This is a genomic window from Umezawaea sp., assembly GCF_036375055.1.
Classification (GTDB): domain Bacteria; phylum Actinomycetota; class Actinomycetes; order Mycobacteriales; family Pseudonocardiaceae; genus Umezawaea.
In genome coordinates, this window is the sequence record NZ_DASUSQ010000091.1 from 36,011 (window position 1) to 53,303 (window position 17,293).

Consider the following 17,293-nt stretch of genomic DNA (forward strand, 5'->3'; position numbering starts at 1 on the left):
CCCTCTGGTGATCGGTGGGCGCGTGGTCACGCGATGACCTTGCGCAGCCGCAGCGCGGCGATCTTGGCCAGTTCGCGGTTCACCACGCGGAGTTCGGTGGCGGGGTCGTTGTCCATCCGCGAGGCCAGGTCGTCGAGCATCTGCTCGCCGCTGAGCCCGGTCGCGCACACCAGGTAGATGTGGCCGAACCGCTCCTCGTAGGCGAGGTTCGCCGCCACGAGCCGGTCCGCGAGCGAGACGTCGACGCCGGACTGCTCCGCGGCCGACCACCGGGCGGACACCCCGTCGTGCCGGGCGCGCTCGCCGATGCGCGGGTGGCCCGCGATGGCGCCGAGGACCTCCTCGGGGTCGAGTTCGACCTCGGCCCGCGCCACGAGCGCCTCGACGTCCCGGTAGGGGCGGGCGGCCACGACGGCGTCGACCCAGCGCGGCACCGCGAGGCATTCGGTGAGCAGCGGTCGGAGGTCGTCCGCCGGTGCGGAGTTGAAGCCTGGCAGTCCCGACAAGGGCGTTTCCTTTTCTGTATAGCGGAATTCCTATTCCGCAGTGAGGGACGGTACGAGCGGTGTCGAGCGCTGTCAACAGTCTTGCGCTCTTCCGCAGCCGCCGCCTACGCTCTCGTTGTACGGAAATTAACTTCCGCATTGTGGAAGGAATGTCATGCGGTTCGACGTCAACCTCTCGATCCTGTTCACCGAGGTGCCGTTGCTCGACCGCCCGGCCGCCGCTCGCGCCGCCGGGTTCGACGCGGTGGAGTTCTGGTGGCCGTTCGCGAGCGCCCAGCCCGACGAGCGCGAGGTCGCGGAGTTCGTCGGCGCCGTCACCGCCGCGGGTGTGCGGCTCGTCGGCCTCAACTTCTTCGCGGGCGACCTGCCCGCGGGCGACCGCGGCGTGGTGTCGTGGCCCGGCCGCGAGGGCGAGTTCAAGGCGAGCGTGGACATCGCGGTCGGCATCGCCCGCGAGACGGGCTGCCGCGCGTTCAACGCCCTGTACGGCAACCGGCTTCCCGGCGTCGACCAGGGGGAGCAGGACGCGCTGGCGCTGCGCAACCTCGCGTTCGCCGCCGACGCCGCCGCCGCGATCGACGCGACCGTGCTGCTCGAACCGGTCAGCGCGATCCCGGCCTACCCGCTGCTCACGGCGGCCGACGCGCTCGCCGTCGTCGACCGGCTCGGCAAGCCCAACGTGGCCCTGCTGGCCGACCTGTACCACCTCGCCGTCAACGGCGACGACCTCGACGCCGTGGTCACCGAGCACGTGGCGCGGATCGGCCACGTGCAGATCGCGGACGCCCCCGGCCGGGGCGAACCGGGTTCCGGCGACCTGGAGCTGGAGCGGTACCTCGCCCAGCTCGAATCGAACGGCTACCAGGGGTTCGTCGGCGCGGAGTACAAGCCCACCGGCCCCAGCGCCGCCAGCTTCGGCTGGCTGACCAGGGAGGAAGACCTGTGACCACCATCGGGTTCATCGGGCTCGGCGTCATGGGCTCGCCCATGTCCGGGCACCTCGTCGCGGCGGGGCACCGGGTGACCGGCTTCGACCTCGACGCGGGTTCCGTCGCGAAGCTCGTCGAGGCGGGCGGCACGGCGGCGACGAGCGTCGCGGACGCGGTGTCCGGCGCCGACGTCGTGATCACCATGCTGCCGAACCACCCGCAGGTCGAGGACGTCGTCCTCGGCGAGGGCGGGGTGCTGGGGCTCGCGGCGTCCGGGACGCTGCTCGTCGACATGAGCACGATCCGGCCGGAGACCTCGGTCGCCGTGGCGGAAGCCGCCGCCCCCAAGGGGATCCGGGTGCTGGACGCGCCCGTGTCCGGCGGCGAGGCCGGGGCCAGGCAGGCCTCGCTGTCCATCATGGTCGGCGGCGGGGAGGCGGACTTCGCCGCCGCGCGGCCCGTGCTCGACGTGCTCGGCAAGACCGTCGTCCACGTCGGACCGCACGGCGCGGGCCAGGTCGTCAAAGCGGCCAACCAGCTCGTGGTCGGCGGCGTCTACGCGCTCGTCGCGGAGGCCATCGTGCTGCTGGAGGCGTCCGGTGTGGACGCGAAGGCGGGCCTCGACGTGCTCGCGGGCGGCCTGGCCGCCAACCGGATCCTGGACCTCAAGCGGGAGAGCATGATCGCCCGCGAGTTCGCGCCCGGCTTCCGGATCGACCTGCACCACAAGGACATGGGCATCGCGCTGGCCGCGGCCAGGCAGGTCGACGTCGCGCTTCCGGTGACGGGGCTGATCGCCCAGCTCGTCGCGGCGGGACGGGCGCAGGGCTACGGCTCGCTCGACCACTCCGCCCTGCTCAAGGTCGTCGAGAACCTCTCCGGGAGGGCGTGATGCCGAAGATCCCCGTCATGCAGGCCGTCGTGGAGGTCCTCAAGTCCGAGGGCGTCGACACCGTGTTCGGCTGCCCCGGTGCCGCGATCCTGCCGTTCTACCAGGCGATGGAGATCGACGGCACGATCGAGCACCTCATCGTGCGGCACGAGGAGGGCGCGACCCACATGGCCGACGGCTGGTCGCGCACGACCGGCGACGTCGGTGTCGCGATCGGCACGTCCGGTCCCGCAGGCACCAACATGATCACCGGCCTGTACACCGCGCGGGCCGACTCCGTGCCGATCCTCTGCGTCACCGGCCAGGCCGTCTCCACGAAGCTGCACCAGGAGGCGTTCCAGGCCGTCGACATCGTCGAGATCGCCAAGCCGGTCACCAAGTGGGCCGTGCAGGTGAAGGAGGCCGCGCAGGCACCGTGGATCTTCCGCGAGGCCTTCCGGATCGCCCGGTCCGGCCGTCCGGGGCCGGTGCTCATCGACCTGCCGCTGGACGTGCAGAAGCAGGAGATCGAGTGGGACTCCGCGATCGACGCGCCGCTGCCCGTGACGAGGGCGGTGCCGCACGGACCACGGGTCGAGCGGGCGCTGGACCTGCTGCTGGCCGCGGAGAGGCCGCTGCTGCTCGCGGGCGGCGGCGTGATCCTCGGTGAGGCGCACGAGGAGCTGCTGGAGCTGGCCGAGTACCTCCAGGTGCCGGTCCAGGCGACCCTGATGGGCAAGGGCGCGGTCGACGAGGACCACCCGCTGTACGCGGGAATGACCGGCATCCAGACCTCGCAGCGCTACGGCAACGCGTCGTTCCTGGAGTCGGACCTGGTGCTGGCGCTGGGAGCCCGCTTCGGCGACCGGCACACCGGCGACCTCGCGACCTACCGGGGCTCGCGGACGTTCATCCACGTGGACTCCGAGCCGACGCAGATCGGCCGCGTCTTCGGCCCGGACCTCGGGATCGTGGCCGACACCAAGCTGTTCCTGCGCGCGATCATCGACCTCGCCCGCTCGCGGGACGCCGGTCGCGGGGCGGGGGAGTGGGTCGCGCGGGTCCAGGAGCTGAAGGCGACCCTGACCCGGCGCGAGGACTTCGCGGACGTCCCGGTCAAGGCGCCCAGGGTGTTCAAGGAGATCAACGAGTTCTACGGCCCCGACACCTACTTCGTGACCGCGATCGGGCTCTACCAGATCTGGTCCGGGCAGCACCAGAAGGCGCACAAGCCCCGCCACTACCAGGTGTGCGGCCAGGCGGGCCCGCTCGGCTGGGAGATCCCGGCGGCCATCGGCGTGAAGAAGGCGTTGAAGCACACCGACCCCGGAGCCGAGGTCGTCGGGATCGTCGGCGACTACTCGTTCCAGTTCCTGGTCGAGGAACTCGCCGTCGGAGCCCAGTACGACGTGCCGTTCGTGCTGATCATGCTGAACAACGAGTACCTGGGCCTGATCCGGATGGCCGAGGACCACGGCGGCTACGACATGGAGTACGAGGTCGACATCCACTACGACGTCAACGGGTCGGACAACGTCAAGATCATGGAGGCCTACGGCTGCTCCGGCGTCCGGGTCACCGAGCCGGACCGCATCCGCGAGTCCCTGGAGTGGGCCCGCGAGGAGGCCGACCGGACCAGCCGACCGGTCCTCGTCGAGATCATGATCGAACGCGAGGGCAACACCGCCAACGGCGTGTCCATCGCGGCGGTGCGCGAGTTCGAGCCGGTGCCGTGACGGGTCACGTCCTGGTCGCGCCCGACAAGTTCAAGGGGTCGCTCACCGCCCCGCGGGTCGCCGCCGCCGTGGCGCGCGGCCTGCGGGAGGCGGTCCCCGGCCTGGACGTGCGCTGCCTGCCGGTGGCCGACGGCGGTGACGGCACGGTCGACGCCGCCGTCGCCGCCGGGTTCACCCGCGTGGGCCGGTGGGTGACCGGCCCGGTCGGCACACCCGTCGCCGCCTCGTTCGCGGTGCGCGGTGGCACGGCCGTCGTGGAGGTCGCGGCGGCGTCCGGCCTGGCCGGGCTGCGCCCGTTGGCCCCGTTGACGGCCACCAGTCGCGGCACCGGCGAACTGGTGCGCGGCGCGCTCGACGTCGGCTGCACCCGGATCGTGCTCGGCGTCGGCGGCAGCGCGTGCACCGACGGCGGGCGCGGGATGCTGGAAGCGTTGGAGGGCGAGGACTTCGCTGACATCGACGTGGTGCTGGCCAGTGACGTGGACAACCCGCTGCTCGGCCCGGACGGCGCGGCGGCGGTGTACGGGCCCCAGAAGGGCGCGTCACCCGCCGACGTCGAGGTGCTGGAGGAGCGGCTGCGCGCGTGGGCCGACGAGATCGGCCACGAGTTCGCCGACACCCCCGGCGCGGGCGCGGCGGGCGGCATCGGCTTCGCCGCCCTCGCGCTGCTGGGCGCACGGCGACGGCCGGGCATCGAGGTGGTGCTCGACCTGATCGGCTTCGCCGACGCGCTGCCCGGCGCCCGGCTGGTGATCACCGGCGAGGGGTCGCTGGACGCCCAGACCCGGCACGGCAAGGCGCCCGCGGGCGTCGCGGCGGCGTCCGGGGGAGTGCCCGTGGTGGCCGTGGCGGGCCGGTGCACGGTCGACCCGGCCGAGATCGGCCTGAGGTCCGCCTACGCGCTGCTGGACGTCGAACCGGACGTGACCCGCTGCCTCGCCGACGCCGAGCGGCTGCTGGCCGGACTTGCCGGTCGCATCGCGGGTGACTGGCTGGAAGAGTGAGCCGCATGACCTTCGACCTGGTGTTCCGCGCTCGCAGAGTGGTCACGCCGGACGGCGAGATCGCGGGCGCCGTCGGTGTGCGGGACGGTCGCGTGGCCGCGATCGAACCCTCGCTCGACGGCGACCGCGTGATCACCCTCGCCGACGACGAGGTGCTGCTGCCGGGGCTCGTGGACACGCACGTGCACGTCAACGACCCCGGCCGCAGCGAGTGGGAGGGCTTCGAGACCGCGACCCTGGCCGCCGCGGCCGGTGGCGTGACGACGATCGTCGACATGCCGCTCAACAGCCTGCCGCCGACGGTCGACGTGGCAGCGCTGGAGGTCAAGCGCGAGACGGCGCGGGGCCGCGTGCACACCGACGTCGGCTTCTGGGGCGGCATCATCCCCGGCAACCTCCCCGACCTGCGCGGACTGCACGACGCGGGCGTGTTCGGCTTCAAGTGCTTCCTGCTGCACTCCGGTGTGGACGAGTTCCCGCAGGTCCAGCCCGCCGAGTTCAGCGCGGCACTGGAGGAGCTGGGGTCGTTCGACGCGTTGGCGATCGTGCACGCGGAGGACGCGCACACGGTCACCGACTCGCCGCCCGACTACGCCGGGTTCCTCGCGTCCCGGCCGCCGTCGGCCGAGACGATCGCGATCGAGCAGGTGGTCGAGACCGCGCGGCGGACGGGGGCGCGGGCGCACGTCCTGCACCTGTCCAACGCAGGCGCGCTACCGGTCATCGCCGCCGCCAAGCGCGACGGCGTCCGGATCACCGTGGAGACCTGCCCGCACTACCTGACGTTCACCGCCGAGGAGATCGGCGACGGCGCCACGCAGTTCAAGTGCTGCCCGCCGATCCGCGAGGCCGCCAACCGCGAGGGCCTGTGGCGCGGGCTGGCCGACGGCACGATCGACCTGGTCGCCAGCGACCACTCGCCGTGCACGCCCGAGCTGAAGGCGGGCGACTTCGCCACCGCGTGGGGCGGCATCGCGAGCCTCCAGCTCGGCCTGCCCGCCGTGTGGACCCAGGCCAGGCAGCGGGGCCACGCGCTGACCGACGTGGTGCGGTGGATGGCGTCGAACCCGGCCGACCAGGTGGGCCTGGCGCACAAGGGCCGCGTCGCGGTCGGCGGGGACGCCGACCTCTGCGCGTTCGCGCCCGACGACGCGTTCGTCGTCGACCGCGAGCAGCTGCGCCACCGCAACCCCGTCACCCCCTACCACGGCCGCCCGCTCGCGGGCGTCGTGCGGCGGACGTGGCTGCGCGGCCGGGAGATCACCGGAACCGAACCGTTCGGACGGTTGCTGACCAGAGGAGACGCATGAGCGAAGTGCCCGGCTGGACGAGGCTCCCCGACCTGGCTTCCCGCGCGGTCGGCGGCAGCGTGGTGTGGGCGAACGACGAGTTCTTCGCCGAGCGCGAGAACCTGATCAGGCCACCGGAGCCCGTCTACCAGACCTACACGTTCGGTCACAAGGGCCAGGTCTACGACGGCTGGGAGACGCGGCGGCGCAGGACGCCGGGCAACGACCAGGCGGTCGTGCGGCTCGGCCTGCCGGGTGTCGTGCGCGGCGTGGTCGTCGACACGGCGTTCTTCACCGGCAACTACCCGCCGCACGCGTCCGTGGAGGCCACCTCGGTCGAGGGCTACCCGTCACCGGAGGAGCTGGCGGCGGCCGAGTGGGAGGAGCTGGTGCCCAAGTCGCCGCTGGGCGGGGACCGCAAGCACTTCTTCGACGTGTCGGTGGAACGCCGGTACACGCACGTGCGGCTGACCATGCACCCGGACGGCGGCGTGGCCCGGCTGCGGGTGTTCGGCGACCCCGTCGTCGATCCCAGGCTCCTCGTCGCCGGGGCGGTGGACCTGGCCGCGCTGGAGAACGGCGCCACGGTCACGGACTGCTCCAACCTGTTCTACAGCTCGCCGAACAACCTGATCGCCCCCGGCCGGGCGAGCCTGATGGGCGAGGGCTGGGAGACCGCGCGCCGCCGCGACGACGGCAACGACTGGGTCGCCGTGAAGCTCGCCGAGGCGGGCACGGTCACGATGGCGGAGCTGGACACCAGCCACTTCAAGGGGAACGCGCCCGGCTGGGCGTCCGTGGCGGGCCGCGACGTCCGCAAGGACCCCGACGCGTGGTTCGAACTGCTGCCGAGGACGCGGCTCCAGCCGGACACCCGGCACCGCTTCCGGCTGCCGGGCGACGTCGAGGTCACGCACGCGCGGCTGGACATCTTCCCCGACGGCGGCATGGCGAGGCTGCGGCTCTTCGGGGCGCTCACCCCGAGCGGCCACGAGGCCCTGACGCGGCGGTGGCTCGACCTCCTGCCCCCGGCGCACGCGAGGATCGTCGGGGGCTGACCCGCTCGCCTCCGGGTGGTCCGCCGCGGACGTCGCGACGATCGTCGTTCGCGCCCACGACCCGTTCCCGCTGGGTGGAGGCGCTCGCGCCGGGCGCCTCCACCTGCGACGACAGGTCGTTCCCCGCACGGGCGGGTGGCGTGCGCCCGGAGCGTTCGCGGCCAATTGACACGCCTCCGTCACCCCGGGGGCTGACCTCCCAGTGCGACTCCAGTCGGTTGTGCGGCCGTCTTCCCCGCTGCGAGCCTCGGTCCGTCCGCCGGTCCTCCGGCGGACGGACAGGACCTAGGGAGGAACCTGTGCGACTGATCACCAGGGCGTTCGGCGCCGTGATCACCAGTGGGAGCCTGCTCGTCGGAGCGGGGTTGGCGGGAGCGGCCCCGCCGGAGCAGGCCGGTGTCGACACGCTCGGGGTCGTGGGGTCGATCGCGTGGGCTCCCTGCGAAACCGGGGCGCCCGAGGGCGTCGAGTGCGGCACGCTCAGCCTGCCGATCGACTGGAACGAGCCGCGAGGCGAGAAGTTCGACCTCGCCGTCGCCCGCCGCAAGGCGACCGACCCGGCCAAGCGCGTCGGCATCATGCTGATCAACCCCGGTGGTCCCGGCGGTTCCGGCGTGAGCGCCGCCTACGACGCGAACACCTACTTCAGCCCCGAGGTCCAGGCGAGCTTCGACATCATCGGCTTCGACCCGCGGGGGGTCGCCCGCAGCCAGCCCGTGCGGTGCTCGGTGGACCTGCTGAACGCGCAGCCGTCGCTGTTCCCGACGAACCAGGCCGAGTTCGACCGGCTCAAGGAGTACAACCGGGACCTGGCGGACGACTGCCGGGCCCGGAGCGGCCCGATCTTCGACCACGCCGACACGATCGCCGTCACCAACGACATGGACGCCATCCGGCACTCCCTGGGCGAGCGGAAGCTCAACTACTACGGCATCTCCTACGGCACGCTCATGGGCCAGCAGTACGCCGAGCGCTTCGGCCACCGCATCCGCGCCATGGTGATCGACAGCAACATGGACCACAGCCTCGACGTGAAGGCCTTCCACGCCACCGAGGCCGCGACCGCCGAGGACTCGTTCGTCGAGTTCGTGGAGTGGTGCGACCGCACGGCGGACTGCGCGCTGCACGGTCGTGACGTCTCCGCCTACTGGTACGACCTGCTGGCGAGGGCCGAGCGCGGCGAGCTGGGGGATCCCGACGACCCGACCGTTCCGGTCAGCGCCGAGACCCTCACCAGCTTCGCGTTCAGCATGGGCTACGGCCCGAGCTGGTACTACATGGCGGACTGGTTGAACCGCATCGGAGCCACCACCCCGCCGCCCGCCTCCGCCGCCACCGCCTCCGCGGACGAGGTCGCGCGGAACCCGTTCCAGGCCGTCTTCTGCCAGGACTTCCAGTACCGGGTGAAGAACGTCCGCGAGTTCGAGGGCCTCGTCGCCGAGGCCCGGCGCCTGGCCCCGCACGTGCGCGGCAGTTCGCTGGGCCACTACGCCGTGGCGAGCTGCGTCGGGTACCCGGCCAAGGCCAACAACCCGCAGCACAGGCTGCGCATCACCACCGCCCCGAAGATCCTCATGCTCAACGCGCTGCACGACCCGGCCACCGCCTACGCGTGGGCCGACAACGCGCACGAGCAGAGCAGGGACAAGACCGTGCTGCTCACCTACGAGGGCTGGGGCCACGGCGTCTACCAGCGCTCGGACTGCACGAAGGGCGCCACCGACGGCTACCTGATCAACCTCACCGTCCCGCGCGACGGCACCCGGTGCGCCGCGGTGGAGCCGCAGTCGGGCCCGACGGCGCTCGACGCCGCCGCGTCCACCCTGCCCGCGGGCCCGAAGCCGGGTCTGCCGGGCTGGCAGCGCTGACCTGACGGGGTGGGGTGCCGACCGCGTTCGGCACCCCACCTCCGCGGGCGGGATCGATCCGGTGACCTCGAACGGGCAACTGGTGCTCAACGGCGACCCCTGACGGGGACGGGCCACGTGCTCGCGGCGGGCAACCCGTGCGGGCCGGTCCGAGACCCGCAACGCCGTTGCGTCGGGTGTTCGCCAAGGTCGTGAGGCCCGATCGAGACGCTCGCGAAGCACCTGAACAGATCAACGTCACCAGCGCACAGTCACGTCCGGAAATCCAGGATCGTGACCGCAACTTGTCCGATAAACCGCCGGAAACCTATCCGTAACACCAGGCGTCGCACAGTTCACCTGCGCGAAACCTCGGGCGCAACCAGGCGAAACAGGACACTTCGATGCTCCCTGCAACCGACATGCAGTGGAGGTCGACGTGGATACAGGGGACACCGCCTGGGTGCTGACCAGTGCCGCACTGGTGCTGTTGATGACACCGGGACTCGCCTTCTTCTACGGAGGTATGGTCCGTTCGAAGAGTGTGCTCAACATGATGATGATGAGCCTGGGCGCCATGGGCGTCGTGGGTGTCCTCTGGGTGCTGTTCGGGTACTCCACGGCATTCGGCTCCGACGTCGGTGGCGGTCTCGTCGGCAAACCGTTCGAGTTCTTCGCGCTCGACGGCCTGCTGGGCAAGGAATCGCTGTTCGGCACCATCCCGAGCACCGTGTTCGTCGCCTTCCAGGCGATGTTCGCGATCATCACGGTGGCGCTGATCTCCGGTGCCATCGCCGACCGCGCCCGCTTCGGCCCGTGGCTGCTCTTCGCGGGCCTGTGGGCCACGGTCGTGTACTTCCCGGTCGCGCACTGGGTGTTCGACTTCGACGTCAAGGACGCCGACGGCAACGTGACGAGCGCGGGCGGCTGGATCGCCAACAAGCTCCTCGCGATCGACTTCGCCGGTGGCACGGCCGTCCACATCAACGCCGGTGCCGCCGGTCTCGCGCTGGCCATCGTGCTGGGCAAGCGCGTCGGCTGGCCCAAGGACCGGATGAAGCCGCACAGCCTCCCGCTGGTCGTGCTCGGCGCCGGTCTCCTGTGGTTCGGCTGGTTCGGCTTCAACGCGGGCTCCGCGCTGGGCGCCAACGCCACCGCCGGTGTCACCTTCATCAACACCACCGTCGCCACCTGCGCCGCCATGCTCGCCTGGCTGCTGGTGGAGCGGATCCGCGACGGCCACGCCACGACCCTGGGCGCCGCGTCCGGTGTCGTCGCCGGTCTCGTCGCCATCACCCCCGCGTGCTCCTCGGTCACGCCGCTCGGCGCCATCGCGGTCGGCGCGATCACCGGCGCGCTCTGCGCACTGGCGGTCAGCCTCAAGTTCCGCTTCGGCTTCGACGACTCGCTCGACGTCGTCGGCGTGCACCTCGTCGGTGGTCTGTCCGGCACCATCCTGATCGGCTTCTTCGCCAGCTCCGCCGCTCCGGCGGGCATCGACGGGCTGTTCTACGGCGGCGGTGTCGACCAGCTCTGGCGCCAGGCGGTCGGCGCGGTCGCCGTGCTGCTCTACTCCTTCGTCCTGAGCCTGGCCCTCGGTTACCTGGTCAAGTTCACCGTCGGCTTCCGGGCCGACGAGGAGGCCGAGGTCGCGGGTGTCGACGAGGCCGAGCACGCCGAGACGGCCTACGAGTTCGGCGGCTTCACCGGTTCGCGTGGAGCCGGCAAGGTCAGTGCGGCCGCGGGTGCGTCCGCGGTCCTCGAGGGGAGCAAGTCGTGAAGCTGGTCACCGCCATCATCAAGCCGTTCACCCTCGACGACGTCAAGGCCTCGCTGGAGCAGCTCGGCGTGCTCGGCATGACGGTCAGCGAGGTCCAGGGCTACGGCAGGCAGAAGGGCCACACCGAGGTCTACCGCGGCGCCGAGTACGCCGTCGACTTCGTGCCCAAGCTCCGCATCGAGGTCCTGATCGACGACACCGCCGTGGAGAAGGTCCTGGACGCGGTCGTCGAGGCCGCCCGCACCGGCAAGATCGGTGACGGCAAGGTCTGGGTCACGCCGGTCGAGACGGTCATCCGGGTCCGCACGGGGGAGCGCGGGTCGGACGCTCTGTGACGCGATGAAGTTCGAGACGGGGCATGCGGGAGCGTCATCCGCATGCCCCGTCCGGCCTATTTACGGGGAATGAGGCCTGATGGACGGCGTCTCGGCCGAGGCGAACGCTGGTTCGGAGATCGTGACCGCTGACGACCTGGTGAAGGCCCGCGACAGACTGCTGGCACCCGGTCGCAAGCGGCTGACCGGAGAACTCCTCCGTGAAGCACTGGTCGACCTGCACGAGTTCTGGCTGACCGCGCACGCCGCGAGCGCCGGGGTCGCGGGCTCCGGCATGGCGCTGGTCGCCGTCGGCGGTCTCGGGAGACGGGAGCTCGTGCCGTACTCGGACCTCGACCTGGTCCTCGTCCACAACGGGCACAAGGGGATCGACGCGGTCGCCGACAAGCTCTGGTACCCGCTGTGGAACTCCGGCGTCGGCCTCGACCACTCGGTCCGCACGGTCGGCGAAGGCCTCCGGGTCGCCGCGGGCGACCTGCGGACCGCGCTCGGGCTGCTCGACGTGCGCCACCTCGCGGGTGACCCCGAGGTGTCCCAACGGCTCGCGGACAGCGCGCGCCAGGCGTGGCGCTCGAACGTCCGCACCCGGCTCGACGAGATGAGCGAGTCCGCGCAGCGCCGGTGGGCGCGCAGCGGGGAGATCGCGCACCGCGTCGAACCGGACCTCAAGCACGGCCGCGGCGGTCTGCGCGACGTCACGCTGCTCGACGCCCTGTCCGTCGCCCAGCTCACCGACCGCGCCTCCGTCGAGGTCAACGACGCCCGCAGGCTCCTGCTGGACGTGCGGACCGAGCTGCGCCGCGTGGCCCGCAAGCCGCGGGACGTGCTGCGCGCCCAGGACGGCGACGAGGTCGCCTCCGCGCTCGGCCTGACCGACCGGTTCGCCCTCGCCCGCGCGCTGTCGTCGGCGGCCCGCACGGTCGTCTACGCGGTGGACGTGGCCATGCGCACCGCCCGCGCCGCCGCGCCGAAGCGCGGCCTCGGGGCGTTCGCCAGGTCGCCGCTGCGCCGCTCGCCCGCCCGCCGTCCGCTGGACGAGGGCGTGGTGCTGCACGGCACCGAGGTCGCGCTGGCCCGCGACGCCATGCCGAACCGCGATCCCGCGCTGCTGCTGCGGGTCGCGACGGCCGCCGCGCGCAGCAAGCACCCGATCGCCGCGGGCACGCTGTCGCGGCTCGCGGACTCCGCTCCGGAGCTGCGCCAGCCGTGGCCGCGGGAAGCCCGCGAGGAGCTGCTGGCGCTGCTGGGCAGCGGATCGGGGCTCATCGACGTGGTGGAGGCGCTGGACCGCACCGGGCTGTGGGGCAGGCTCTTCCCCGAGTGGGGCGCGGTGCGCGACCTGCCGCCGCGCGACGCCGCGCACATGTGGACGGTCGACCGGCACCTCGTGCAGGCCACGGCCCACGCCGCGCGGCTGGCGACCACGGTGTCGCGGCCGGACCTGCTGCTGCTCGGCGCGCTCGTGCACGACATCGGCAAGGGGCGGCAGGCCGACCACTCCGAGGTCGGCGCCGCGCTCGCGACCCAGATCGGCGAACGCCTCGGCCTGTGGCCGCACGACGTGGACACGCTGGCCGCGATGGTCCGCCACCACCTGCTGCTGCCGCACACCGCGACCCGCCGCGACGTCGAGGACGACGCGACCGTGCACCGCGTGGTCGACACCCTCGGCGGCGACCCGGTGCTGCTGGAGCTGCTGCACGCGCTGGCGGAGGCCGACTCGCTGGCCACCGGCCCCGGCGTGTGGACCGACTGGAAGGCCTCGCTCATCGCCGACCTGGTGCGGCGCTGCCGGACCGCGATGGCGGGCGACCCGCTGCCCGCCCCGGAACCGCTGGACCCGGAGCAGCTCGACCTGGCGGTGCGGGTCGCCGGGACGGGCAGACCGGACGTGCTGATCAGCCCGGTCGACGGCGCGGCGCTCGTCACGATGGTCGCGCCTGACCGGCCGGGTGTGCTCTCGCGGGCCGCGGGCGTCCTGGCGCTCAACTCCCTGGAGGTGCACGCGGCCACGCTGCGGGCGCACGAGGGTGCCGCGGTCGACGTGTTCACCGTGTCGCCGAGGTTCGGGTCGCTGCCGGACGCCTCCCTGCTGCGCGAGCAGTTCTCCAGGGCGGTGGACGGGTCGCTGCCGCTGGCGGACAAGCTCGCCGCCAAGGAGCGCGACTACGGCGGCCCGCCGCAGGACCCGCCACCCGCCAGGACGCTGTGGTTCGACGACGAGTCGACCGGCGCCGTCGTGCTGGAACTGCGCGCGGCGGACCGGATCGGGCTGCTGCACCACGTGGCGGACGCGCTGGAGCAGTGCGGCGTCGACATCCGCTGGGCCCGCGTCGCCACGCTCGGCGGCACGGTCGTGGACTCGTTCAGCCTGACCACCGACGGCGGCGCCGTGGACGGCGCGCTGCGCGGGAAGATCGAACGGCTGGTGCTCGCGGCCTCCCGGTGAAGTTGCGTAGTTCTGCGCACAACCGATCCGGGTGCTCACGCTCCCGGCCCCCCTCCGGTCCGGGCAGGCTCGTGCCCGTGGCCCGAGGGGGTGGGTCGCGGGTGGGGAGGCGGCCCGTCGAGGGGTCGGGCCGCCCCCCAACTTCGGATGAACCGGACTAGCAGGACGAACGTCCTCCTACTATGGAGTTGATGACTGCCGTCGCGGTTCGGCCACGTTCCCTCGTTGTCCTGGCCGGTTTGCCGGGGGCGGGCAAGAGCACCTTGTTGGCGCGCCTCGAATCGGGGGACGCGCCCGTGGTGGTGCTCGACTCCGATCAGGTGCGGGCCCGCCTGCGCGCTTCGTTCCCGGCTGACCTGCCCTACCGCTACTACCGCCCCCTGGTGCACCTGGTGCACCGGATGAGGGTCCTGCTGTTCGCCATCGGCGGCACCGGTCTCCTGGTCGTGCACGAACCGTCGACCAGGCCCACGACCAGGGCTTGGCTCGTCCTGATCGGGATGCTCACGGGCCGCCACCGGCAGTTCCTCTGGCTCGACGCGACCCCGGAGCAGGCCATGGCGGGCCAGGTCGAACGCGGGAGGCTCGTGCGCGGCGGCTCGTTCGCCCGGCACGTCCGCCGCGCCGCCTGGCTGCGCGACCGGTTCGCCGAGGGCTGGGTGCCGAGGGGGTGGCACGGGATGACCGTGCTGACCCGCCGGGACCGGGTGCGGCTGTCCGTGACACCCGACTGATCCGGGGCGGCTACGCTGGTCGGTGCTCCATCCGACGACGTGCGAGGTCTGGCGGCACCGTGTTCAACACCCTTTCCGACCGGCTCACCTCGGTCCTGCAGAACCTGCGGGGCAAGGGGCGGCTGTCCGAAGCCGACATCGACGCCACCTGTCGCGAGATCAGGGTGGCGCTGCTGGAGGCCGACGTCGCGCTGCTCGTGGTGCGGACGTTCATCGCGAAGATCAAGGAACGCGCCAAGGGCGCTGAGGTCTCCGGCGCGCTGAACCCGGCCCAGCAGGTCATCAAGATCGTCAACGAAGAGCTGATCGGGATCCTCGGCGGTGAGACCCGCAGGCTCAACCTGGCGAAGAACCCGCCGACCGTGATCATGCTCGCCGGCCTCCAGGGCGCGGGCAAGACGACCCTCGCGGGCAAGCTCGCGAGGTGGCTGAAGACGCAGGGCCACACGCCGATGCTCGTCGCGTGCGACCTCCAGCGCCCGAACGCGGTCAACCAGCTCCAGGTCGTCGGCGAGCGCGCGGGCGTGCCCGTGTACGCCCCCGAGCCGGGCAACGGCGTGGGCGACCCGGTCGACGTCGCCCGTCGCGGCATCGAGGAGGCGCGGCGCGCGCAGCACGACGTCGTGCTCGTCGACACCGCGGGCCGCCTCGGCGTCGACGCCGAGCTGATGCAGCAGGCCAAGGACATCCGCGAGGCCGTGCAGCCCGAGGAGGTCCTGTTCGTCGTCGACGCGATGATCGGTCAGGACGCGGTCAACACCGCCCAGGCCTTCGCCGACGGCGTCGGCTTCACCGGCGTCGTGCTGACGAAGCTCGACGGCGACGCCCGCGGTGGTGCCGCGCTGAGCGTCCGCGAGGTCACCGGCCAGCCGATCCTGTTCGCGTCGAACGGCGAGAAGCTGGAGGACTTCGACGTCTTCCACCCCGACCGGATGGCGAGCCGCATCCTCGGGATGGGCGACGTGCTGACCCTGATCGAGCAGGCCGAGCAGGCCTTCGACCAGGAGAAGGCCGAGGTCGCCGCGCAGAAGATGGGGTCCGGCCAGCTCACGCTGGAGGACTTCCTTGAGCAGATGCTCGCCATCCGCAAGATGGGGCCCATCGCGAACCTGCTGGGCATGCTGCCCGGCGCGGGCCAGATGAAGGACCAGCTCGCGATGCTGGACGAGAAGCACCTCGACCGCGTGCAGGCCATCATCCGCGGCATGACGCCCGCCGAGCGCGACGACCCGAAGATCATCAACGCCTCCCGCCGCCTGCGCATCGCGAACGGCTCCGGCGTGAAGGTCAGCGACGTCAACGACCTCGTCAACCGCTTCTTCGACGCCCGCAAGATGATGTCGCAGATGGCGGGCCGCTTCGGGATGCCCGGCAGCGGTGGCGGCAAGAGCAACCGCAAGGGCAAGAAGGGGAAGAAGGGGAAGGGCAGCGGTCGCGGCCCGACCCAGCCGAAGATCAAGGGCGGTTTCCCCGGCATGTTCCCCGGTGGCATGCCCGGCATGCCGCCCGGCGCCGGTGGCGCTCCCGAGCTGCCCCCCGGCCTCGGTGGCCTGAACGACCTGCCGCCGGGCTTCGACCCGTCGAAGTTCAAGTTCGACAAGTGACGGTGGCCTGCGCATGAGCGGCATGCACCTGCGCGGCGTCGTCCTGCCGGACGGCGACCAGCGCGACCTGTGGGTGGTGAACGGGCGCATCCGGACCCGCGAGGTTCCGGGTGCGCGCACCGTCGTGGACGGCGGCTACCTGCTGCCGGGCCTCGTGGACGCGCACTGCCACGTGGGCATCGGCCCGAAGGGGCCGGTCGACCTGGTCGAGGCGGCGCGGCAGGCGGAGGTCGACCGCGACGCGGGCACCCTCCTGCTCCGCGACTGCGGCGCCCCGCTGGACACCCGTCCGCTCCAGGAGCGGCTGGACCTGCCCAGGATCATCCGCGCCGGGCGGCACCTGTCCCGCCCGAAGCGCTACGTCCCGTACCTCGGCGCGGACGTCGAGGACCCGGCCGACCTGCCCGCCGCCGTGGCGGAGCAGGTCGCCTACGGCGACGGCTGGGTGAAGCTCGTCGGCGACTGGATCGACCGCGGCGTGGGCGACCTGGCCCCGCTCTGGTCGGACGACGTGCTCACCGAGGCGATCAAGGTCGCCCACGAGGGCGGGGCGCGCGTCACGGCCCACGTCTTCGGCGAGGACGCCCTCCCCGGTCTGCTCCGGGCGGGCATCGACTGCATCGAGCACGGCACCGGGCTCACCGACGACACCATCGCGCTGATGGCCGAGCGCGGCACGGCGCTGGTGCCGACCCTGGTGAACGTCGAGACGTTCCCCGGCATCGCGGACAGCGCGACCAGGTACCCCGTCTACGCGTCCCACATGCGCTCCCTGCACGCCGGGGTGGCCACCACGGTCGCCAAGGCGATCGAGGCGGGCGTCCCGGTCTACGCGGGCACGGACGCGGGCGGCGGCATCGCCCACGGCCTCATCGTGGACGAGGTGGAGGCCCTCCACCGCGTCGGCATGACGGCGGAGCGGGCCATCGCGGCCGCCTCCTGGTCGGCCCGCGAGTGGCTGGGCCACCCCAGCCTCACCGAGGGCTCGGCCGCGGACGTCGTCGTCTACGACGCCGACCCCCGCACCGACCTGGGGGTCCTGCGCCACCCCAAAATGATCATGCTTCGGGGTCGCGTCCACTAGCCGGGTGTTCGCCGGGGCGCCCGCCCCACCTCGACGGACACCACCCGCACCGCCGGGTGGCACCGAA

At 72.3% G+C, this 17,293-nt stretch carries 14 protein-coding genes; 13 read left to right on the forward strand and 1 reads right to left on the reverse strand.

Going from position 1 to position 17,293, the window contains the following annotated elements:
* Nucleotides 1-26: 26 nt before the first annotated feature.
* Entirely contained in the window at nucleotides 27-506 is a 480-nt protein-coding gene (gene uraD / locus VFZ92_RS25075; RefSeq protein ID WP_330878475.1) for a 2-oxo-4-hydroxy-4-carboxy-5-ureidoimidazoline decarboxylase, read from the reverse strand.
* Nucleotides 507-660: 154 nt separating this feature from the next.
* Here uraD and VFZ92_RS25080 point away from each other — a divergent pair, with 154 nt between their 5' ends.
* The 13 genes from VFZ92_RS25080 (at nucleotide 661) to VFZ92_RS25140 (ending at nucleotide 17,226) form a co-directional block, all read left to right on the forward strand.
* A complete protein-coding gene (locus VFZ92_RS25080) occupies nucleotides 661-1,452 on the forward strand; it encodes a hydroxypyruvate isomerase family protein (RefSeq protein WP_330878476.1) in 792 nt (263 codons plus the stop codon).
* Nucleotides 1,449-2,327, forward strand: coding sequence for a 2-hydroxy-3-oxopropionate reductase (locus tag VFZ92_RS25085; RefSeq protein WP_330878477.1), 879 nt, complete (start codon nucleotides 1,449-1,451; stop codon nucleotides 2,325-2,327). Before VFZ92_RS25080 ends, VFZ92_RS25085 begins: the two co-directional genes overlap by 4 nt.
* Nucleotides 2,327-4,042, forward strand: a complete 1,716-nt coding sequence (gene gcl, locus VFZ92_RS25090; protein ID WP_330878478.1) for a glyoxylate carboligase — start codon at nucleotides 2,327-2,329, stop codon at nucleotides 4,040-4,042. The genes VFZ92_RS25085 and gcl overlap by 1 nt, the downstream gene beginning before the upstream one ends.
* On the forward strand, nucleotides 4,039-5,046 hold the full coding sequence (locus VFZ92_RS25095) for a glycerate kinase (protein WP_330878479.1): 1,008 nt from the start codon (nucleotides 4,039-4,041) through the stop codon (nucleotides 5,044-5,046). The genes gcl and VFZ92_RS25095 overlap by 4 nt, the downstream gene beginning before the upstream one ends.
* Before the next feature lie 5 nt (nucleotides 5,047-5,051).
* A complete protein-coding gene (gene allB, locus VFZ92_RS25100) occupies nucleotides 5,052-6,356 on the forward strand; it encodes an allantoinase AllB (protein ID WP_330878480.1) in 1,305 nt (434 codons plus the stop codon).
* Complete coding sequence (gene alc, locus VFZ92_RS25105; protein ID WP_330878481.1) at nucleotides 6,353-7,393, forward strand: allantoicase; 1,041 nt, start codon at nucleotides 6,353-6,355, stop codon at nucleotides 7,391-7,393. Before allB ends, alc begins: the two co-directional genes overlap by 4 nt.
* Before the next feature lie 299 nt (nucleotides 7,394-7,692).
* Complete coding sequence (locus VFZ92_RS25110) at nucleotides 7,693-9,261, forward strand: alpha/beta hydrolase (protein ID WP_330878482.1); 1,569 nt, start codon at nucleotides 7,693-7,695, stop codon at nucleotides 9,259-9,261.
* A gap of 418 nt (nucleotides 9,262-9,679) precedes the next feature.
* On the forward strand, nucleotides 9,680-11,020 hold the full coding sequence (locus VFZ92_RS25115) for an ammonium transporter (RefSeq protein ID WP_330878483.1): 1,341 nt from the start codon (nucleotides 9,680-9,682) through the stop codon (nucleotides 11,018-11,020).
* Nucleotides 11,017-11,355, forward strand: coding sequence for a P-II family nitrogen regulator (locus tag VFZ92_RS25120; protein ID WP_259628058.1), 339 nt, complete (start codon nucleotides 11,017-11,019; stop codon nucleotides 11,353-11,355). The genes VFZ92_RS25115 and VFZ92_RS25120 overlap by 4 nt, the downstream gene beginning before the upstream one ends.
* A gap of 79 nt (nucleotides 11,356-11,434) precedes the next feature.
* A complete protein-coding gene (locus VFZ92_RS25125; protein WP_330878484.1) occupies nucleotides 11,435-13,804 on the forward strand; it encodes a [protein-PII] uridylyltransferase in 2,370 nt (789 codons plus the stop codon).
* A gap of 191 nt (nucleotides 13,805-13,995) precedes the next feature.
* Nucleotides 13,996-14,538, forward strand: a complete 543-nt coding sequence (locus VFZ92_RS25130) for an AAA family ATPase (RefSeq protein WP_330878485.1) — start codon at nucleotides 13,996-13,998, stop codon at nucleotides 14,536-14,538.
* 59 nt (nucleotides 14,539-14,597) lie between these two features.
* Nucleotides 14,598-16,142: a signal recognition particle protein gene (ffh, locus tag VFZ92_RS25135; protein WP_330878486.1), complete on the forward strand. Its 1,545-nt coding sequence runs from the start codon at nucleotides 14,598-14,600 to the stop codon at nucleotides 16,140-16,142.
* A 13-nt stretch (nucleotides 16,143-16,155) separates the two neighbouring features.
* Entirely contained in the window at nucleotides 16,156-17,226 is a 1,071-nt protein-coding gene (locus tag VFZ92_RS25140) for an amidohydrolase family protein (RefSeq protein ID WP_330878487.1), read from the forward strand.
* The last annotated feature ends 67 nt before the right edge of the window (nucleotides 17,227-17,293 follow it).